The 19,676-nt window shown below is 51.6% G+C and carries 18 protein-coding genes; 12 read left to right on the forward strand and 6 right to left on the reverse strand.

All coding sequences use genetic code 11. The features are described from left to right. Positions 1 to 217: 217 nt before the first annotated feature. Positions 218 to 955: a slipin family protein gene (locus ccrud_RS13830; RefSeq protein ID WP_066569176.1), complete on the reverse strand. Its 738-nt coding sequence runs from the start codon at positions 953 to 955 to the stop codon at positions 218 to 220. A 466-nt stretch (positions 956 to 1,421) separates the two neighbouring features. On the opposite strand from ccrud_RS13830, the gene ccrud_RS13835 reads away from it, so the two are divergent. The 4 genes from ccrud_RS13835 (at position 1,422) to ccrud_RS13850 (ending at position 5,110) form a co-directional block, all read left to right on the forward strand. Next, a complete protein-coding gene (locus ccrud_RS13835; RefSeq protein WP_066569178.1) occupies positions 1,422 to 1,742 on the forward strand; it encodes a nucleotide pyrophosphohydrolase in 321 nt (106 codons plus the stop codon). After that, positions 1,729 to 3,492 (forward strand): DUF2075 domain-containing protein, encoded by a 1,764-nt coding sequence (locus ccrud_RS13840; protein ID WP_066569180.1) that lies wholly within the window; start codon positions 1,729 to 1,731, stop codon positions 3,490 to 3,492. The genes ccrud_RS13835 and ccrud_RS13840 overlap by 14 nt, the downstream gene beginning before the upstream one ends. A gap of 211 nt (positions 3,493 to 3,703) precedes the next feature. After that, positions 3,704 to 4,681, forward strand: a complete 978-nt coding sequence (locus tag ccrud_RS13845) for a zinc-binding dehydrogenase (RefSeq protein ID WP_066569184.1) — start codon at positions 3,704 to 3,706, stop codon at positions 4,679 to 4,681. A 42-nt stretch (positions 4,682 to 4,723) separates the two neighbouring features. Beyond that, on the forward strand, positions 4,724 to 5,110 hold the full coding sequence (locus tag ccrud_RS13850) for a DUF1304 domain-containing protein (protein ID WP_066569192.1): 387 nt from the start codon (positions 4,724 to 4,726) through the stop codon (positions 5,108 to 5,110). A gap of 329 nt (positions 5,111 to 5,439) precedes the next feature. On the opposite strand, the gene thiD is transcribed toward ccrud_RS13850, so the two are convergent. Continuing rightward, a complete protein-coding gene (gene thiD / locus ccrud_RS13855) occupies positions 5,440 to 6,240 on the reverse strand; it encodes a bifunctional hydroxymethylpyrimidine kinase/phosphomethylpyrimidine kinase (RefSeq protein WP_066569196.1) in 801 nt (266 codons plus the stop codon). Between the two features lie 74 nt (positions 6,241 to 6,314). Here thiD and ccrud_RS13860 point away from each other — a divergent pair, with 74 nt between their 5' ends. Beyond that, on the forward strand, positions 6,315 to 6,662 hold the full coding sequence (locus ccrud_RS13860) for a hypothetical protein (protein WP_066569199.1): 348 nt from the start codon (positions 6,315 to 6,317) through the stop codon (positions 6,660 to 6,662). A 72-nt stretch (positions 6,663 to 6,734) separates the two neighbouring features. Beyond that, positions 6,735 to 6,938: a heavy-metal-associated domain-containing protein gene (locus ccrud_RS13865; RefSeq protein WP_066569203.1), complete on the forward strand. Its 204-nt coding sequence runs from the start codon at positions 6,735 to 6,737 to the stop codon at positions 6,936 to 6,938. Positions 6,939 to 7,001: 63 nt separating this feature from the next. Here the strand turns inward: ccrud_RS13865 and ccrud_RS13870 are convergent, their stop codons facing one another. The 4 genes from ccrud_RS13870 to ccrud_RS13885 are packed head-to-tail and all read right to left on the reverse strand — an operon-like array spanning position 7,002 to position 10,156. After that, positions 7,002 to 7,352: a branched-chain amino acid transporter permease gene (locus ccrud_RS13870; RefSeq protein WP_066569206.1), complete on the reverse strand. Its 351-nt coding sequence runs from the start codon at positions 7,350 to 7,352 to the stop codon at positions 7,002 to 7,004. Further along, positions 7,345 to 8,058: an AzlC family ABC transporter permease gene (locus ccrud_RS13875; protein ID WP_066569212.1), complete on the reverse strand. Its 714-nt coding sequence runs from the start codon at positions 8,056 to 8,058 to the stop codon at positions 7,345 to 7,347. Before ccrud_RS13875 ends, ccrud_RS13870 begins: the two co-directional genes overlap by 8 nt. Next, a complete protein-coding gene (locus tag ccrud_RS13880; protein ID WP_066569214.1) occupies positions 8,059 to 8,664 on the reverse strand; it encodes a YqgE/AlgH family protein in 606 nt (201 codons plus the stop codon). Next, positions 8,657 to 10,156: a CCA tRNA nucleotidyltransferase gene (locus ccrud_RS13885; protein WP_066569219.1), complete on the reverse strand. Its 1,500-nt coding sequence runs from the start codon at positions 10,154 to 10,156 to the stop codon at positions 8,657 to 8,659. Before ccrud_RS13885 ends, ccrud_RS13880 begins: the two co-directional genes overlap by 8 nt. A gap of 344 nt (positions 10,157 to 10,500) precedes the next feature. On the opposite strand from ccrud_RS13885, the gene ccrud_RS15775 reads away from it, so the two are divergent. From ccrud_RS15775 to trxA, 6 genes are all read left to right on the forward strand, one after another. After that, positions 10,501 to 11,451, forward strand: a complete 951-nt coding sequence (locus tag ccrud_RS15775; RefSeq protein WP_074025547.1) for an NUDIX hydrolase — start codon at positions 10,501 to 10,503, stop codon at positions 11,449 to 11,451. Between the two features lie 53 nt (positions 11,452 to 11,504). Continuing rightward, entirely contained in the window at positions 11,505 to 13,964 is a 2,460-nt protein-coding gene (locus ccrud_RS13895) for a hypothetical protein (RefSeq protein ID WP_425394224.1), read from the forward strand. A 54-nt stretch (positions 13,965 to 14,018) separates the two neighbouring features. Continuing rightward, positions 14,019 to 17,339, forward strand: coding sequence for a lipid II flippase MurJ (locus ccrud_RS13900; RefSeq protein WP_066569228.1), 3,321 nt, complete (start codon positions 14,019 to 14,021; stop codon positions 17,337 to 17,339). Positions 17,340 to 17,581: 242 nt separating this feature from the next. Beyond that, entirely contained in the window at positions 17,582 to 18,166 is a 585-nt protein-coding gene (locus ccrud_RS13905; RefSeq protein ID WP_066569230.1) for a sigma-70 family RNA polymerase sigma factor, read from the forward strand. Between the two features lie 135 nt (positions 18,167 to 18,301). Continuing rightward, positions 18,302 to 19,255: a thioredoxin-disulfide reductase gene (gene trxB / locus ccrud_RS13910; RefSeq protein ID WP_066569232.1), complete on the forward strand. Its 954-nt coding sequence runs from the start codon at positions 18,302 to 18,304 to the stop codon at positions 19,253 to 19,255. Positions 19,256 to 19,341: 86 nt separating this feature from the next. Further along, the gene (gene trxA / locus ccrud_RS13915) at positions 19,342 to 19,665 is read left to right on the forward strand and encodes a thioredoxin (RefSeq protein ID WP_066569235.1); all 324 of its coding nucleotides are present in this window, start codon (positions 19,342 to 19,344) and stop codon (positions 19,663 to 19,665) included. Positions 19,666 to 19,676: the final 11 nt, after the last annotated feature.

A 19,676-nucleotide genomic window follows, 5' to 3' on the forward strand; every position in this document is an offset into this window, starting at 1 on the left:
GCAAAAATACCCCACGCCCTTGCAGGTGAGCGGGGGTTGATTACAAATTGATTACGGTTTTAGATATCTCTGAAAAATCTATAAATCTAGGCTTTTCATGGCCTGTGTAGAGGGCTTTTCTACAGTGTGGATGTATTAAAATTAGCCCGTTCCGATGCTGCTTCAGTACTGCTTCGGTGCCATTTCGGTGCCGTGGAGGGTACTGAAATTGGCAACTTTAAGTCTTGGAATCTCCGTCGCGAACCTCAATGGTGGATCCTGGAGGAAGAGCTTCCAGCATCCGAATCTTGGCCAAAATTGGGTTTTGTTCCAACACTTTCGCGCTTGCCAGGCGAGCACGAGTAGTTTTCACCTCATTGCGAGCACGTTCCAAATCAGTTTCTGCTTGGATTCTCGCCACAATCGACTCTTGCAACGCTCCCGAGTACTCGCGTGGGAGATTCAAATCCTTAAGCAATACAGAAGACACTTCCACGCCAACATTCTTCGCAGCAGCTTGAGCAGCGGCAAGCACCGGCTCTAAATCAATACGCACGCCAATGAAATCTTCCAACGGCATAGCCACGACCATCTCACGCAATGCAATCTGAGCTGCCAAGTAGATCTCTTCCTCCGGATTCTGCGAATCAGCAATAAACTTCACCGGATCAAGAGTGCTTGCAGTCAAAGCCAACGTAATAGTCACAGACATCGCATCAGCAGTGGGAATAGACTGCGGGTGAATCTGAATCAATCGCCTCCGCAGATCTACCTGACGGAATTGATCCCCAAGCCGAGAAAACTCCCGCCCCTTCAACCGTGAGATTTCACCATCACGCTGCCGAAGCACCGTGAAACCTACTTGTGGCACAGGGGAGCGCACCGCCGAGCTCTGCCACTCTGCTACCGGAACCGCTTGACCAGGCGCATACATAGACCAACCCATTGCAGCTGAACGCGAACGAAAAATTCCCATTGAAAACACCTACAGAGCCTTTAATAGCGAGTCACCGCCACCGGGATCTAACAGCAGCGGGGCATCGGCGCGTCCCCTGAACTTTAAAAGAACAGGATATAGGACCGGACCACAGGCCACCATCAGAATAAACCCGGCAGACGGAAACTCTATGTCAGAAAGGAGTGCGGGACTCGAACCCACTTAGCCCTATTAAGAGCCGTGCCACGATGCGATCCGCATCAGTTCAATCGGAAACACCCCGGAAAACCGGAAGCGTCCAGCAACCAAGAATGCGGTGCGTTCGCCAGAGTAGTGGATTACAGCTTAATTAGCAGAGAAAAAGTTGAAACTCCCTCTCTGTCAGGCTGGTTGTGAAGCAACCACAACCAGCCTGACAGAGAGGGACACTAACCATTTCAATAAGATTCAGAAATAGATCAGTATTCCCTGATCAGAAGTAGTTTCCTTGTTAATATAATCAACTATGAATACTGAACAGGTTCTGGCACAACTGCAAGAATTTGCTAAAGACCGCGACTGGGGGAAATTTCATACCTCAGAGAACCTGGCAAAGAGCATCAGCATTGAAGCTGCAGAATTGCTCGAGTGCTTTCAATGGAGTGGTGACTTCGATAATAAAGATGTCCGCCACGAGCTAGCCGACGTTCTTACTTATTGTTATTTCCTGGCCATGAAGCTGGATGTTGACCCAAATGACATTATTTTGGAAAAACTGCAGATAACAAAGGAAAAATATCCCGTCGAGCAGGCATATGGAAAGGCCAACAAATATGACCAGCTTTGAAATTCAGCAATTTAATTTCGACGAATCTTTGCTCACATCGACGCGTTCTGAACAGCGCCTTCAAAACTGGCCTATTGTTTATGTTCTCAACCGTCCAGCGCAAAGTGCTCGCGGACTAGGGCGCATTTATATCGGTGAGTCCCGTAGTTTCAACAATCGCATGAAACAACACCTCGACGGGAAGAAAGAGCATGATCTGAAAGCAGTGAGAGTGGTTCTCGATGACACTTTCAACAAATCTGTCTGCCTCGACCTCGAGTCTTTCCTAATCAGCCTTGCTTTCGGCGATGGCCGAAATGAAGTCCTCAACCGCAATATGGGTATTTCAGACGCCGCCTACTTCGGCAGGGAGAGCTACCGCGATACCTTCCAAGAGATCTTCGAAGAGCTGCGGAATGAAGGCCTTTTTCAGAGATCAATCCCCGAAATTATTAATTCCGAGCTCTTTAAACTATCTCCATTCAAGGCGTTAAACAATGACCAAGCAGTTGCTGTCATGGATATCCTTGAAGGCCTCAGTGAGGATTTAGTATCAGACATTGATCCTGGTCAGGTGACGTTTGTGCAAGGTGCACCTGGTACCGGAAAAACTGTTGTCGCTGTTTATCTCATGAAATTGCTCAAAGATATCTCCGATTTCCGCGATGGTGAAGATATCGATGGCGATGAAATGTTCTCAGAATTTTTCTTAGAAGGCACCCGCGAACGCTTTAAAGACCTCAAAATCGGCATCATTGTCCCGCAGCAGGCCCTTCGTAAATCACTAGAAAAAGTCTTTGCCGCCACCCCTGGGCTCAGCAAAACTATGGTACTTTCCGCGTTCACCGCTGCCGATTCACCAGAACAATTTGATGTCCTGATCGTTGATGAAGCCCACCGACTCAATCAGTACTCTGCACAGTCTGTACCTGCATTAACAAAAAGATTTAACAAAATAAACGAGGTGCTTTTCGACGGCCGACACCCTCACGCGTCTCAATTGGACTGGTTGAAAAAGAAATCCCGCCACGTCATCATGATGCTTGATATGGAACAGTCAATCCGCCCCAATGATCTTCCACAAGAGGAGTTCCAAGAAGTTCTTGATCAAACCCCTCAGAGCAGAAAGTACCGCCTGCATACTCAAATGCGCAGCCTCGGTGGGGAAGACTACATCGAATACGTGACTCAAGTCTTTTCTCATCTGCCACCTACTGAGAAACTCAATTTTGAGTCTTATGATCTTGAAATTATCGATTCTCCATCTGAGTTTGTCAACACCATCAAACAGCACGATATAAAAGTTGGCTTATCCAGAATCGTCGCTGGTTACGCGTGGAAATGGGCAAGTAAAAACGACAAATCAGCCTACGATATTGATCTCGGTGATGGTGTACAGCTCCAATGGAATTCCAAAGTAGTGGACTGGGTGAACTCCAAAAACGCAGTGCATGAATCCGGCTCCATTCACACAATTCAGGGTTATGACCTCAACTATGCGGGAGTCATTATCGGCAAGGATCTGCGATACACCGCAGACCGTGGCCTATTCATCGACAAAACCCAATATTTCGATGCCAAGGGTAAAACAAACAACAAAATGCGTGGTCAAATAACTTCCGAAGCAGACCTCTTTAGCTACATCACCAATATTTATAAAGTCTTGCTGACACGAGGAATGAAGGGAACGTACCTTCATATCGTTGATGACGGTCTACGTGAATACTTAGGGCGGTATTTCCCGGTTCGAGAAAAAACTGAAGCAAAGTAGTCGGAAACTATCTTAAAAAATCCAGCCCACTCCCAGCACAAGTTGCATAGATTTTTCTGAAACGTTAGCCCAATGAAGCGAGGCGTCGATAAGCACAAGCACGACACAAGCCGCACTATGTTGACCACGTCTTTTATTGAGGCAGGAATGTAATAAGTAAGTGCGACGTTCCACAGACATACCCTGTTTTTAGACTGAGAGGAACACCACCATGCGCGCAATCACTCACAACACTTTCGGCAACCCCGCCGACGTCCTGCAGGTCACCGAGAAGGATATTCCTAATCCCGGCCCAGGTCAGGTTCGTATTCGAGTGACGCTGGCAACCATCCACAACCACGATCTATGGACCGTGAAGGGCTCTTACGGCTTCGTCCCAGATCTGCCGGCCGCCGCAGGCACCGAGGCAGTCGGCATCGTCGACGCCCTGGGCGAGGGCGTCGAAGGCTTGCAGGTCGGTCAGCGTGTTGCGTCCGGCACCAGCTTTGGCATCTGGGCGGAGTACGCGCTTATCGACGCCTCCGGCTTGATTCCCGTACCAGCGCAGCTTTCCGATGAAAGCGCAGCTCAGCTCGTGGCAATGCCATTCAGTGCGATCAGCCTTCTAGATTTCTTGGAAATGAAGCCAGGGGAGTGGCTGATTCAAAATTCGGCCAACGGTGCGGTCGGACGAATGCTCGCACAGCTGGCAAAATCCCGTGGCATTAATGTGCTGGGCTTGGTGCGTCGTGATGCTGGCGTAGAAGAACTTGCTGACCAGGGGATCACGCAGGTCATTTCAACTGAAAATCCAGACTGGAAAAAGCAGGTTTCAGAGATCACTGGTGGCGCCAATATTTCGGTGGCGCTGGATTCTGTCGGTGGTTCGTCCGCCTCAGATCTGGTCCAGCTGCTTGGCGAGGGCGGTACTCTCGTTTCCTTCGGCGCAATGGGCAACCCAGTGATGGAAATTCCTTCGGGACCTGTGATTTTCAAGCACATCACGGTGAAGGGTTTCTGGGGAAGTAAAGTCAGCCGCGAGATGCCTGCAGAGAAGAAAACCCAGTTGTTCGGCGAGCTCATTGCCCGCATACTTGATGGGACATTAACCCTTCCAGTTGATTCCACTTTTGATGCCGCTGACATCGTCTCCGCCGTTCGCGCTTCCAGTGAGCCTGGTCGTGCCGGAAAAGTGCTAATTCGTTTCTAAACGTTTAAGACCCATTAGGCCCCTGATTCTAAAGGATCTCACATGATCATTATCGGAGCAGTTTTCACCATCCTCGCAGCTCTACTGCATGTTTTTATCTTCTACATGGAATCATTCGCCTGGACTGGAGAGAAAGCACGCGGAGTTTTCGGCACCACTCAAATCGATGCTGAAAACACTAAAGAAATGGCCTACAACCAAGGTTTCTACAATTTCTTCCTGGCCGTAGTTTCCGGTGTGGGTGTTGCGTTCCTGTTCGCTGGTTCAACTGGCATCGGTGCAGCTCTCACATTCGCTGGTACTGGTTCCATGCTTGCCGCTGCTGCAGTGTTGGCCTTGAGCTCACCTGACAAACGTGGGGCAGCCGTCAAGCAAGGTGCGTTCCCGCTGCTCGCAGTGGTATTCCTTGTGATTGGATTGCTGGTTTAAGCGGTTTTTAAAAGATGATTTCCCTGGTTTTCACATTTGTGAAGACCAGGGAATTTTTGTATTTTCATCACCAAACTAGGTGACGGAAAACTAGAAACCCCGTTCTGCTGGTCACTTGGTTTGGCCTTGTACAAAAGGCTGAAAAATCTTGCTCAGTTCCCAAAGCCCATATCATCACAGAATGCGTTTTAAGTGGGGTGCACACCCATGACCTCACAAACCTCTTCAATGGCCGTGTGGCGAGCGTAAAATCTGACCCAAACACAAATAGTGAAGCTCCCTTTTTGCGGTTTTTCAACGCGTCAAAAAGGGAGCTTGATTCAAGTTTTCTACTTGTTGTCTTCTGCCAACCACACGGAAGTAAATGGCGCGTTGGAGGCAACAGCGTCATGAACTGCACGGGTGACTACTCGCTTAGCGGTGGTCACGGCATCAACGACCGAGCTGCCCTTGGCGAGCTCTGCGGTAATGACAGCCGCGAAGGTGCAGCCAGCGCCGGAGACACGCTCGTCGCCGATCTTTGGCTCAGAGAAAACGTGGTAGTCGGAGCCGTCGAAAAGTACGTCCACTGCATCATCGCCTGGGAGGTCAATTCCACCCTTAACCACGACATACTGAGGTCCCTGCTCGTGAATCAAACGAGCGGCTTCCTTCAGATCTTCGATGGTCTCCAGCTTGTCCATGCCAGACAGCGTGGTTGCCTCAAAGTTATTAGGCGTGACGACGCTCGCCTGTGGCAGCACTCGAGCCCTCAGCGCGGTATCCGTGTCGAGTGCCGCGCCAGGCTCCTGGCCCTTGCAAATCAGCACTGGATCCAAGACGACATGCTTGAATTTGTTCGCTTCCAAAGCCGTCGCCACCGTTTCAATGGTGGTGGGAGTGCCCAGCATGCCAATTTTCACTACATCAAGGTCATGCGCTGCAGTGGCAGCCTCAATCTGATTAGCGATAACTTGAGCATCAACCGGCACAAAGCGGTGATTCCAATTATCTTTCGGGTCGAAAGCCACTAAACATGTGATGGCACCAATGCCATACACATCTAAGTGCTGGAAAGTCTTCAGATCGACCTGGATACCGGCGCCGCCGGTTGCTTCGGAACCTGCGATAACAAATGCGTAATTAACCACAATTCAAACCTAGACCCTCAAGCGGAAGTTTCTGGCATTACCGCGATAAATTTTTCATCCGTAGGCTTAAGTCCATGACTAAAACCATCATTGTTCGTACTGAAATTGAAATCCCGGGGCACCCAACCGCTATCCATATTGCGGAAATGAAAGAACTCCCAGGGGCTGCCACTCCAGAAGGAATTCCAGTGTGCCAATTGCAGCGCATCATTGAATTAGCGGGAACAACTGATGGCGATATCGTTACGGGCGCCGGTGTTATCGGAAGCTCCAATTTTCAGTTGAGCAATGAGCCAAATGAAGTAGTGCCACACCCAGATACTTACGCGGATTTCCCAGATATCAAAGCTGTGACTATTTCCGCAGAAGCATTTGAAGGGCTGTGGCTGGAAGCTGAAGCTAAGTTCCCTGGTTTGAAATAACCGCTTGCCACATACCCCACGGGGGTATATCATCGGGAAGTAGAAGATACCCGACTGAAAGGTACCAATAATATGGCTATCAAAAATTACACCGTCGAAGGCATGACCTGCGGACACTGCGTCTCATCTGTCAAAGAAGAGATCGGCGAGGTCACTGGCGTTGCTGCAGTGGATGTCACTCTAGAAACCGGTGCTGTACAAGTCACCGGTGAAGGCTTCACTGACGAGGCCGTCGAGGCCGCGGTCGCGGAGGCTGGCTACAAGGTAGTCGCCTAATCCCATAAAGCTTAAAACCGCCCACTCACCGCGATTTACTACGGTGGGTGGGCGGTTTCGTCGTTAAGCAAAAACAACGTTGACCAGCAGCATATATGCCAGGGTACCGCCGACAATGGACAGCCCGGCTGAGCCTTTCCACCAATGTAAAAGAGCAGTAAAAGCCACCGCGATAAGCGAAGCCCAAATTCCGCCCGGCGCGCTGACCTGACTAAACAGCGTGTAGAGAACCAAGACAACCATCACACCGACTGGCATGGTTCGGCCTAAAACTCCCATGAGTTGATTGTTTTTCATGCGTTTCATCGCTGCGAATGGGAAGAGGCGCAGCAGCACGGTGATAATGGCAATCGGGATGAGCACAGAGGCGACATTGATCAGGGTGACGCCTTCGGGAAGGCCGTACTCACTCATGCGTGGTCCTGATCTCTAGTTTCTTGTCCAGATTAGGGAAGCGGACGCGCACGAGCAGGATGACAAAGTAGGTGGTTAGAGCGATAACGAGCATTTGTTCCGGCGCAATAAATCCTGAGATAAGTGCAAGCACCACAGCACACAATGGCAATGAATAATCTTTGTTGTTTTTGAATGCTTCCCAGGACAACACCACAAATAGGGCAGTCAGGGCGAAATCCATGCCTTTGAGGCCATCGGGGAGCACCTGGCCGACCAAAGCGCCGATAATTCCAGGAATAACCCATAAAGATTGGCACAAAATTTGGATCGTCAAAACCCGAGTGCCACTGATGTCTCCTGGTGGGCGGGCTGAGACGATGGCGTAGGACTCGTCGGTAAGCGCATAAGTGGAGTAGGCGCGCCCTACGCCGGGCTTGACGCTATGGCGGGGGAAGGTGAGGCCGTAGAAGATGTGCCGGAAATTCACCATGAAACCCGCAAGCGCCGCCGAAAACGGGCCGATTCCTGCGGTAATCATGCCGATTGCGAGGAATTCCATCGAACCGGCATAGATAACAAGGGAAAAAATTGGCGTCCACCACCACGCAAAACCTGTTTGCACCATCAGCAAACCAAAGGCCAGCCCAAGTGGAATCAGACCAAGCCCAACAGTTGCTGTTTCGGCAATTCCGCCACGTATTTCTTTGAGGGTTTCTGAGCTCATCTAATTATCGGATGGATCTGAAGGAAAAGTGGAATACAGAGGCAAAGGCATCGCCTGCCTGCGCATCACATCGCCCCAAATATCCACACGACCAGGCGCGATAATATCCGATGGCAATGCAGGCGCAACATACCAATCGCCTTGTTCAATTTCCTCATTGAGCTGACCTGGTGCCCATTCCGCATAGCCTGCGAAAAATCGCATTCCTTCGAGCTCTTCAGCCACAGACTCAGGTTCAGAGCGCAGATCAACGTGCACAAGACGGTTGGCTAGTTTGTTAAAACTCGTCGAAGCCTCAATATCGACGCCCGGTTTTGTCACACCCAAGCCAACAACAGCCTGCTGACTCAACGGACCACCAATATAAAGCGCCTGTGGTTTCGACGTCAGATCGACCCACTCCGGCAAGACATTGGCCACAGCCACATCAGAACGCGATGCAATATTCACACCGAAAGTGGTGGAAAGAGAATGCTCAACAATCAAAATGATGCTGCGTTCAAAATCCTCTGATGCCATATCTGGTGCAGACACCAGCAACATGCCTGGAGAAACCTCATTACGCTCCAGCGCATTAAACAACCTGTCAGCATAAAAATCACTCATTGTGTTCTCCTTCCCACCAGCTTTTCAGCTCAACAATGGCCTCATCGCGATCCAATGGGCCTCGCTCCAAACGGAGCTCCTTCAAAAATCCCCATGCCTTACCCACGAGTGGTCCAGCTGGAATATTCAGAATCTCCATGATCTCATTGCCATCCAAATCTGGACGTACTCTGGCCAGATCTTCCTTCGCTGCGATCTCTGAAATGCGCTTTTCCAAATGATCGTAAGTGGCCTGCAGTCTCGCTGCCTTCCGCTTATTTCGAGTGGTGCAATCTGCGCGGACAAGTTTATGCAAGCGGGGGAGCAGCTCACCCGCATCGGCGACGTACCTACGCACGGCAGAATCCGTCCACTGACCTTCGCTAAAGCCGTGAAAACGCATGTGTAGGAACACCAACTGTCCGACATCGCCGATCATCTGCTTGGAGTACTTCAGCTTGCGCATCCGGCGCCTGACTAGCTTTGCACCAACTACCTCATGCTGATGGAAGCTCACGCGACCTTCTTCATTGAAATCACGAGTATCGGGCTTACCGCAATCATGAAGCAAAGCAGCCCAACGAAGGACTAGATCAGGACCGTCTTCTTCCTGATCAATAGCCTGGCGCATCACCTGCAAAGAGTGCGCATAAACATCCTTGTGCTGCATATGCTCATCTTGAGTCATCTGCATAGCTGGGATCTCTGGGTAAATAATCTGCGCGAGACCAGACTCCACCATGAGATCGATGCCTGACTCAGGATTTTTTCCAAGAATCATTTTGTTCAGCTCAACCTGCATGCGTTCCACAGTGATTCGAGTGATCTGCTGAGCCATCTCAGTCATCGCACCAACAACACGTGGCGCAAGCGCAAAATTAAGCTGGGAAACAAAACGAGCAGCGCGCAGCATACGCAGTGGATCATCGTTAAAAGACTGCTCTGGCGTAGCCGGAGTATCTAGGATGTGGTTGAGCAGATCATCCAGACCACCGACAGGATCGTGGAATATTAGCTCTCCATCTGCTTGGATCTCCACAGCCATGGCATTGACCTTGAAATCACGCCTGACCAAATCGCCTTCTAAAGTGTCACCAAAAGTGACCTCAGGATTTCGAGAGTTTCCGTCATAGAGATCAGAACGGAACGTGGTGATTTCAATCTGCTGACCATGCTTTTCTGCAGAAAGCGTGCCAAAAGCAATGCCTGTATCCCACACTACATCGGCGTAGTTATCCAGAATTGCTTTGGTCTCCTCCGGACGCGCCGAAGTGGTGAAATCAAGGTCATGCCCCAATTCACCTAAGAAAGCATCCCGAACGGAGCCTCCTACCAGATAAAGAGAATGACCCTTTTCCGTAAAAGCTGCTGCAAGAGGTACAAGAATGTCCGAAAGTTCACCAATCGCCTGGTGGGCGCGCGCCATCAAGGCAAGGCGGTGGTCTGTCTCCGTTTCCGTCTGCGGTTCCACCTGGGGTGTGGGAACTTGGTTCTGAGCATCCTGGGAATTCACGAATCTGAGTCTACCTAGTAGAAGTGTGGGCAAAAACTGACGGTAAATCGATACTGGAAAGACATCTGCTTAATATAGCGATTTAAAAGGGCAAAACTGGTCAATATGGAATTGTCTAGGTGCCTCCTTAAGCGGCTGTTAGAAAGCCATACAGAAGGCCAACTTTTGAGAGGCCACTTGTGCCTAATGTGCGGATTCACCATTTTAGGAGGGTGGCCCCCAAAAATGGTGAATCCGCACATCTCACGCCTGTACAAACCAAACACCCCTTAAAGTTTGAGACTTTTAGCCCCTGGGCGGTTCATTAATACCGAATACCTACCTCTCACGATACGATTGGTCGAATGAGTGACTTGAAACCCGAGGGGACTACAAGCGGAGCGCCTAAACGCAGGCGTCGCCGCCGTTCTCGCCGTCCTTCAGGTCAGAACCAGAGCCACCAACCTCAGCACCAGCCCCAGGGACAAAACTCCCAAGACTCCCACAGCTCCCAAGGTTCCCAGAACTCCCAGGGCTCCTCCGGCACTCCAAAATTCCAGAGCCAATCTCAGGATCCGCAGAACCAGCCAAGCCAACAGAGCCAGCAGGACTCCGAAAAGACTTCCCAACGGCCAAAGCGTCGTAGGTCTCGTAGAAGTCCGAAAAGTGGAGAGTCTCAGCAAAATAGGCAACAGAGCAGGCAGAAGCAGGGCCAGGCTCCAGCTCAGGAGAAGAACAAGAGTAAAGGCCGGAGGTCTCCAACAAGGAGGCGTTCTAATACTCGTGTGCACCAGGCGGGGCAGCAGTCTCGGATGGTTACTTCTGATGAGACTTCGGCAGGCGGTCTTGTTGTTTCGGGTTTGGCGGAATCTGTCAATGCTCACGGCGAGGTAGATCTATCGAAGATTTATGTGGCTTTGATTGGTCGTTTGGATCGTCGTGGTCGTTTGTTGTGGTCGATGCCAAAGGGGCATGTGGAGCCTGGTGAAGGTAAGGCAGCCACCGCAGAGCGTGAGGTCTGGGAAGAAACCGGCATCCATGGTGAGGTGTTCACTGAATTGGGTGTGATTGATTATTGGTTTGTTTCTGATGGCAAGCGGATCCATAAGACTGTGCATCATCATTTGTTGCGTTATGTGGATGGCGATCTCAATGATGAGGATCCAGAGGTCACTGAGGTGGCGTGGATTCCGGCTAATCAGTTGATTGAGCATTTGGCTTTTGCGGATGAGCGAAAGTTGGCGCGGAAGGCACATGATCTTTTGCCAGAGTTTGCGTTGAAGGAAAAGGCGGAGGGAAGGGCCACCCCAAGGTGAGCGCAAAGGTTAATCCAGGAGCGAACCTAAAAACACAGGCCCTAGTTTTAGGTATTGCTGCTGTCGCGCTTGTCGGGTTTAGTGCGACTCCGCTGCATGCGTTGCCGATTCCAGTTGATCCTTCTGATCCGTCGGTGGCTCAGTTGTGGGTGAATCCGCAGGCGCGTGCTGATGATGCGATGTCTGATGTTGAGTTGTCTATTACTGGTTTTTCCATGCCTGGAGATAATCTCACGGTGCGCGTGGGGGAGACTGTTAAAGCGCAGGTCAAGGTCACTAATCATACCTCGGAAACATTGAGTAATATTACGTTGCAGGCGCAGCGTAAAGAGGCTTCTGTAGATGTTGCGAGTGCGCGAGTTGCGGCCACGGATGATTTCTATGGTTTTTTCGGCTCTACTCTGACGCTTGATCGCACCTTGGAGCCGGGAGTGTCGGTGGATGCTGAGATGGAGATCCCCACGAGCAGTTTGTCGATTACCCAACCTGGTTCTTATCCCACGTTGGTGTCCTTGTCGGGCCAGCTTGATGGGGTTGCGACGCATTTGGATTCGCAGCGGTTTTTGCTGCCTGTGCGCGGTAGCAACACCGACCGAGCTGATACTGCGACTCCCACGACGATGATTTATCCCATCACCGCCCAGACGCATGTGCTGGGTGGTGAGACCGGCGAGGCGCCGGAAAATCCGCCGCTGCTGGTCAGCTCCGACGCTTTAGCTGGCGAGCTGGAGGAAGGCGGGCGGTTGCAATTGCTTATCGACGCCTACCTCCGGTCTTCACCCGCCGTGCAGCAGGCCACGTGCCTTGCGATTGATCCTCAACTCATTGATGTGTTGGATCGCATGACCGGTGGTTACACCGTCACAGATACTCGTCCCAGCACGGTGCGCCAGAATCAGCGTCTGCGTGAATTGTGGACTGCTGATAACCAACCCACCACGGGCACTCCTGGCACGGGCTCTGCGAATGCCGCGTTGTTCTTAGATAAGCTTCGTCAGGCCACTGCTACTTCTTGCACGGTAGCTTTGCCATGGGCCAATGCTGATCTCAATGCAGTGAGCAGCACGGGCAATCAGTGGCTGATGCGTGAAGCTCTACAGCGAGGAACCACTACTTTCCACAACATCCTTGGGGTAGTTCCGGAATCTAATGTGGTGATTCCGGGCAATGGCTATATCGACCCTACCGCGGTCAGTGATCTCGGCTGGGCCGAAACCACCGGTACTCCCGATGAGGCGTGGGAGCTGCAATCGAAGCATCTGGTTGCCTCCACTAATTCCTCAGAGACAAGCGCGCTGGATAATCCAAAGCCCACCCCAGGCAATGTTGAGGCACCAGTGCCGACATCGCAGGTATCTGTGTTGGTATCGGAAAACACGATGTGGCGCACAGAAAATGCAGATCGGTTTCATAATTTGGCACCGGGCATCACCGGAGTGTCTTATCAGGGTTCTTTGTCCGCCACCTTGGCAACCTTAGGAAAAAACCCAGAAACAGTTGGCTATTCCAACCCAGATTCCCGCTATGACTACGCATTGGATTCTGAAAGCGCACGCAATCTCACAGGACAGGCTGCACTTCGGTTATCGGTAAGCAATGGCGATGAAGACACACCAGTTCTCGTGATGCCAAGCGCTAGCCTAGGTCCGAAAGACGGCGAAATGCTTCTGGAGACAACGGCAGAATTGCTCAGCGATGGCACTGCTCGTCCGTTTTCTTTACAGCAGTATGTGACAGCCAATGAGGAACAAAGAACTGCATTCGCAGCCACTGCGCCACCAACTGATGACGGAACGTCTTTCGGTGCTCCCTACGATGATCCTGCGTCACTGACGGAAACAGAGATCCTGCGTGCCACCCAACAAGCAGAATATATCGATGATCTCACCGGCATCATGTTTAATGATCCGGGCATCGTGTTGACTCGTTATGGGTTCACAGCTCCATTGCGCCATGATCTGCTGCGTGCGTTAAGCATTAATGAACGCCGCTCCTTGGCACAGCATGCAGACTCTACGGCCCAGGCCGATACCACTCTTAACAGCAACCGCGATACCTTGCAGAAGCTCCGCAGCTCTGTGGCCTTGTTGCCCCCTGGAAATGTGTATACCCGCACTTCGAATTCCTCACCGTTGCTGATTGTCGCGCAGAATGGTTTGCCACTGCCTGCCGAAACTCAGATTCTGTACACCGGAAATCAAGAAGCGCACATCAACACTCCAGGTGTTGTACGCATCCCGGCCCAAGGTTCCATCACGTTGCAGATGACTGCAGATTTGCCCGATGAAAATCTGCGCACAGATCTCATCTTGTGGCTCGCTTCGCCAGATGGGGCAACAATTAGTGAACCTGTGGAAATTACTGTGCAGCCACGACCAAACCTTCCTGTCACAATCATTACTGTGGCAGTAGGCATTCTGGCATTGGGAGGGTTGTTGTTTATACGGAAGAAAAGAAACGTCGAAAAGCATTTACCCGGTACGGGATCGCCTAAACCGCGCCCAAAGCACTAACGTATCGCATTAGTTATTTTCGCCGTGCACGCCTTTTATGGCGGGCACTCGTACATGAATGGTCAACAAGTGAGTTCTTCGCTTTCGAATAGTTCGGAGCAGCCTGGCCTACGCGCCCGGATCATTGCTCCTACGCCACCGGCGCCTGTGCCTGAGGCACGCAAGAAGGCTGTCGCACGCACAGATGGTGATCGCTCGAGCTTAAAAAGCTCACCAACTGCGCCGACAACCTCTAAACCTGAACCAGAAAAGCACACCTCCGATTCGGATGTGGTGCGCTCGACTGGCTCAATGGCAATTGCCACCCTGCTGAGTCGTATCACTGGATTCCTGCGCACCGTGATGATCGGTGCGGCGCTATCCCCAGCTATCGCGTCGGCGTTTAATACCGCCAACACCTTGCCCAACCTGATCACAGAAATTGTGCTTGGTGCGGTGCTGACATCGCTGGTCATTCCAGTGCTCACGCGAGCTGAAAAAGAAGATCCAGACGGTGGCTCTGGGTTCTTTAGAAGGCTACTCACGTTATCGGTGACGTTGCTGGGCGGTGTCACCATCTTGTCGATTATCTCCGCCCCGATCCTGACTCGCATGATGCTGTCCTCCGAGGGCCAAGTCAACGTGGTCATGTCTACGGCCTTTGCCTATTGGCTGCTGCCACAGATTTTCTTCTACGGGCTGTTTGCGCTGTTCATGGCAGTGCTCAACACCCGCGAGATTTTCAAACCCGGCGCGTGGGCACCAGTTCTCAACAATGTGATTACCTTGAGCGTGCTGGGCATTTACATGGTACTGCCAGCACGTCTTCATGCAGATCAGCATGTGGGTGTGCTTGATCCGCAGATTTTATTTCTGGGTATTGGTACTTCCCTTGGCGTAGTAGCGCAGTGCCTGTTCATGGTTCCTTATCTGCGTCGCGCCGGGATTGATATGCGCCCGCTGTGGGGAATTGATGATCGCCTGAAGCAATTTGGCGGTATGGCGATGGCCATTATTGTCTACGTGGCGATTTCCCAATTCGGCTATATCATCACCACCCGTATTGCCTCCCTTGCTGATGAAGCAGCACCGTTTATTTATCAACAGCACTGGATGTTGTTGCAGGTTCCTTATGGCATCATCGGCGTCACACTGCTCACTGCCATCATGCCGCGGCTGTCTCGTAATGCTGCAGATGGCGATGATAGGGCAGTAGTTTCTGATATTCAGCTGGGCTCTAAATTGACGTTTATTGCGTTGATTCCCATCGTTATCTTCTTCACGGCTTTTGGTGTGCCGATTGCCAATGCACTTTTCGCTTATGGACAATTCGACGCGGGTACCGCCAATATTCTTGGTTGGACGTTAAGTTTTTCTGCCTTCACCTTGATTCCTTATGCGTTGGTGTTGCTGCACCTTCGTGTGTTTTATGCCCGTGAAGAAGTGTGGACTCCTACCTTCATCATCGCTGGCATCACTGCCACCAAGGTGCTGCTTTCCCTGTTGGCTCCTGTGCTGTCTAGCTCTCCAGAACGTGTGGTTATTTTGCTGGGTGCGGCCAATGGTTTCAGTTTCATCACTGGTGCTGTCATTGGCGCATATTTGCTGCGCAAGAAACTCGGTTTGTTGGGCATGCGTTCCTTGGCTCAAACCTCCCTGTGGGCGTTCGGTTCTGCAGTGGTGGGCGCGGCAGCTGCGTGGGCTTTGGGCTGGATCATCCAGGCGCTCATCGGCGATTTCCTGCTGGGCACGTTGGGCTCTATTGGCTTCTTGATTTATCTGGGTATTCTCGGTGTCTTCTTCCTGATTATCACGGGCCTTGTGTTGTCTCGTTCTGGCCTTCCAGAGGTGCAAAACTTAGGCCAGGCGCTGACGCGGATCCCAGGTATGAGCCGTTTCATTCGCCCGAATAATAAGATTTCTCTTGATGTCGGCGAAGTTTCTGAGCAAGATTTCTCTACTCAGTTGGTGGCTCCAAGTGAGTTTGCGGCAACTCCAGTGCCACCTCCGATGTCTGCGGGTATTGTCCGTGGACCGCGGTTGGTTCCTGGTGCTCCGGTAAGCGATGGTCGTTTCCGTCTCCTTGCTGATCACGGTGGCGTCCAGGGTGCACGTTTCTGGCAGGCACGAGAGATCACAACCGGGCGGGAAGTGGCGTTGGTATTTGTTGATACCTCCGGCAATGCTCCTTTTGCACCGCTATCTCCGGCAGCTGCAGCGGGTATTGCCTATGAAGTACAGCGCCGCACCAAGAAGCTGGCAAGTCTGAACAGCTCCGCCGTCGCCTCTAATATCCACACAGAGGCCTACCGCAATGGTTGCCTAATCGTGGCAGATTGGGTGCCAGGTTCCAGCTTGGCGGCCGTTGCAGAAGCCGGTGCGGATCCGCGCGCCGCGGCACTTGCGCTTGCAGATCTGACCGAAACGGTTGGCCTTGCGCACGACAAGGGCATCCCTGCAGGCTTGGACAACAAGTCCCGCATCCGCATCAACACCGATGGCCATGCCATCCTCGCCTTCCCGGCGATTTTGCCCAACGCGTCCACGCTCCGCGACGCCAAGTCCTTGGCTTGGGCCACCGATATGCTTATCGACGCCTCCCTCGCTCCGAGCGATGTCAAGGCCATGCTCACACAGGCCCAAGAACTCTCTGAGGTTGAGGAACCTGATTACGCAGCCCTAGCCGTCGCGATGCGTACATGTGGCCTGTTGACTGAAGAACCCGCTCCCTTGGTGGTGAAAAAGGAAAAGACCCCGAAGCCTGCCAAACGTGATGGCTTCGGAGCTTCCGACTATTCCGTCAAAGGTATGGCAACCATCGCTGCTGTGGTGATCGTCTTAGTGTCTCTCGTGGCTGCTGGCACTGCACTGCTCACGAGCTTCTTCGGAGGCAAAAACCAAGAATCTCCACTGGCAACGGTAGAAACCACCACCTCCGCCACACCAGAACCAGTGGGACCACCGCTGTATTTGGCATTGGACAAAGCCCGTGAATGGGATGAGGGTGCAGGTGTGGACGTCGAAGATGTAACTGATGGAGATACCTCCACAGCCTGGACATCTACTGGTGGAGCAGGATTACTGGTAGATCTTTCTACTCCTGCACGCCTCGACCGCATCATCCTCACCACTGGTAGTGGCTCCAACAGCTCTGTGACCTCAACTCTGAAGATCTACGCATTCCAGGATTCTTCACCACATTCACTGTCAGAAGGCATTGAAATTGGCACTGTTGATTATTCAGGTCGAAGCTTGAGCCACAGCATTCGGGACTCCTCTAAGATTCCCGGGAGTGTGGAATCCGTGGTGATTTTGGTCGATGAGGTCCATTCTTCTCAGACCTCAAATACAGACCCGGAAATGCAGATTGCCGAAGTAGAACTCGTGGGTTGGTAAATTACGCCCGTGTAATTGACCCCCGTTAAGGTGCGCCCACCCTCCGTTTATTGAAACGAAGGTGGGCGTTAACTTTTGCCAGTTCATGGAACATACCTAGTCGCAAATTTCATACAGTCTGTACGTTGATATTGGCACCTCCCACTGTGGTGGGCACTGACAAATATCTCTCAGCAAAGACTCAGCACATACTTAGTCTCATGTGGGATGCGGGGTGCATCCCTCAACACATGGGGGATTTTATGACAGTGCTACCCAAACCAAATGAAATCAGCGATGCCAAACTAGTGAAACAATTCATTGCTGGCGATTCCGCTGCTTTCTCCACCATCATCCGTCGCCACGAACGCCATATGTGGAAAGCAGCCCAAAGGTATGGCCGCAAACCAGAAGATGCCCAAGACATTCTTCAAGAAGCGCTCTTTAGAGCCAGCCGAAATATGCATCTCTACAGAGCAGAAGCAGCTCTGGGAACGTGGCTCCACAAACTCGTACTCAACAGTGGCTTTGATTGGGCTAATCACCGTTCCCAAGTGGAATTCCCTGTCCTTAATGAACCAGATACTGACTTGGATAAAGATCCCCGCCTGGCCATCGATCCGCTGGGATACCTCGATATCGCTCTAACAATCCGGCAAGCCATCGATCAATTATGTCCCGATCAACGCATTGCCTTAATACTCGTTGATCTGGGAGGCTACACAGTAGAAGATGTAGCCGACATAGAAGGCATAAAAGTAGGCACCGTTAAATCACGCCGAGGGCGCGCACGCAAAGCGTTGCGCGCCCTTTTGCATGCAGACTTCTTCGGCGCAGAATATGACTAAATGCTGGGAAACTGTGAGCTTTGTATTTATTGGAAGCTTTTGGTGAGGTCGCAACGTTGAAAACATCGAGATCACAACTAGTGTGAATAGTGCACTTCAAGCTGCACGAGCAATATCAACAAATTGAGGGAAACAATGTCTGAAGAACAATCTGCCGTAGCACCAAAGATTCATGATGTCGCCATCATCGGCTCCGGCCCTGCTGGTTACACCGCAGCAGTATACGCAGCCCGCGCTGATCTGCACCCCATCATGTTTGAGGGTTATGAATACGGTGGATCTTTGATGACTACTACCGATGTGGAAAACTTCCCAGGCTTTGAAAAGGGCATCATGGGCCCAGAGCTCATGGAAAATATGCGTGCCCAGGCCGAGCGTTTCGGTACTGACATGCACATGGAACTTGTCGATCGCGTTGACCTCAGCGGAGACATCAAGAAGCTGTGGGTTGGTGACGATGAGTACCACGCACGCGCTGTCATCTTGTCCATGGGTTCTGCACCTCGCTACTTGGGCATTAAGGGCGAACAGGAACTTCTCGGCCGTGGCGTATCCGCATGTGCCACCTGTGATGGTTTCTTCTTCCGCGACCAGGACATCGCTGTTATCGGTGGTGGCGACTCCGCGATGGAAGAAGCAACCTTCCTCACCAAATTCGCCCGCAGCGTGACCATCGTGCACCGCCGCGAAGAGTTCCGCGCCAGCGCCATCATGCTGGAGCGTGCACAAAAGAATGACAAAATCCGCTTCGTCACCAACAAGACTGTCGAAGAAGTCCTCGAAGCAGGTGGCAAGGTCAGCGGCCTGAAGCTCAACGACACTGTTACTGGCGAAGATTCTACTTTGGATGTCACCGCCATGTTCGTTGCCATCGGCCACGATCCTCGCTCCGAGATGCTGCAGGGCCAGATTGATCTAGATTCTGCGAACTACGTCCTCGTGCAGCATCCTTCCACCAACACCAACCTTCCAGGTGTCTTTGCAGCAGGCGATCTCGTGGATAGCCACTACCAGCAGGCTATTACTGCCGCTGGTGCAGGTTGCCGCGCAGCCATCGATGCAGAGCATTACCTAGCTTCTTTGGCCTAATTCACAGTTAGCCTTTAAAAAAACCATGTACCAATGAATGTCGGGATCTTTCCAAGATCCCGTCATTCGTAATTTAGGAGAATTCCATGAGCAATGTTGTCGCAGTCAGCGAACAAACCTTTAAGTCCACCGTCATCGATTCTGACAAGCCAGTAATCGTCGATTTTTGGGCAGAATGGTGCGGTCCTTGCAAAAAGCTCAGCCCAATCATTGAGGAAATCGCCGGTGAATACAGCGACAAGGCAGTTGTCGCAAGCGTTGATGTCGATGCAGAACGCACCCTTGGCGCAATGTTCCAGATCATGTCCATCCCATCTGTTCTTATTTTTAAGAATGGCGAGAAGGTCGAAGAATTTGCCGGACTACGCCCAAAGAGTGAAATCGTGGCAAAACTGGAAAAGCACCTCTAACTGGTATTCTT

Origin of the sequence: Corynebacterium crudilactis (assembly GCF_001643015.1) — a bacterium.
Classification (GTDB): domain Bacteria; phylum Actinomycetota; class Actinomycetes; order Mycobacteriales; family Mycobacteriaceae; genus Corynebacterium; species Corynebacterium crudilactis.

Coding starts and splice junctions, on each gene's coding strand:
- ccrud_RS13830 (WP_066569176.1), bottom strand. CDS start 955: ATGGGAATTTTTCGTTCGCGTTCAGCTGCAATGGGTTGGTCTATGTAT.
- ccrud_RS13860 (WP_066569199.1), top strand. CDS start 6,315: ATGACTAAAACCATCATTGTTCGTACTGAAATTGAAATCCCGGGGCAC.
- trxB (WP_066569232.1), top strand. CDS start 18,302: ATGTCTGAAGAACAATCTGCCGTAGCACCAAAGATTCATGATGTCGCC.
- ccrud_RS13905 (WP_066569230.1), top strand. CDS start 17,582: ATGACAGTGCTACCCAAACCAAATGAAATCAGCGATGCCAAACTAGTG.
- ccrud_RS13870 (WP_066569206.1), bottom strand. CDS start 7,352: ATGAGTGAGTACGGCCTTCCCGAAGGCGTCACCCTGATCAATGTCGCC.
- ccrud_RS13865 (WP_066569203.1), top strand. CDS start 6,735: ATGGCTATCAAAAATTACACCGTCGAAGGCATGACCTGCGGACACTGC.
- ccrud_RS13875 (WP_066569212.1), bottom strand. CDS start 8,058: ATGAGCTCAGAAACCCTCAAAGAAATACGTGGCGGAATTGCCGAAACA.
- ccrud_RS15775 (WP_074025547.1), top strand. CDS start 10,501: ATGAGTGACTTGAAACCCGAGGGGACTACAAGCGGAGCGCCTAAACGC.
- ccrud_RS13835 (WP_066569178.1), top strand. CDS start 1,422: ATGAATACTGAACAGGTTCTGGCACAACTGCAAGAATTTGCTAAAGAC.
- ccrud_RS13900 (WP_066569228.1), top strand. CDS start 14,019: ATGAATGGTCAACAAGTGAGTTCTTCGCTTTCGAATAGTTCGGAGCAG.
- ccrud_RS13850 (WP_066569192.1), top strand. CDS start 4,724: ATGATCATTATCGGAGCAGTTTTCACCATCCTCGCAGCTCTACTGCAT.
- ccrud_RS13840 (WP_066569180.1), top strand. CDS start 1,729: ATGACCAGCTTTGAAATTCAGCAATTTAATTTCGACGAATCTTTGCTC.
- ccrud_RS13845 (WP_066569184.1), top strand. CDS start 3,704: ATGCGCGCAATCACTCACAACACTTTCGGCAACCCCGCCGACGTCCTG.
- ccrud_RS13880 (WP_066569214.1), bottom strand. CDS start 8,664: ATGAGTGATTTTTATGCTGACAGGTTGTTTAATGCGCTGGAGCGTAAT.
- trxA (WP_066569235.1), top strand. CDS start 19,342: ATGAGCAATGTTGTCGCAGTCAGCGAACAAACCTTTAAGTCCACCGTC.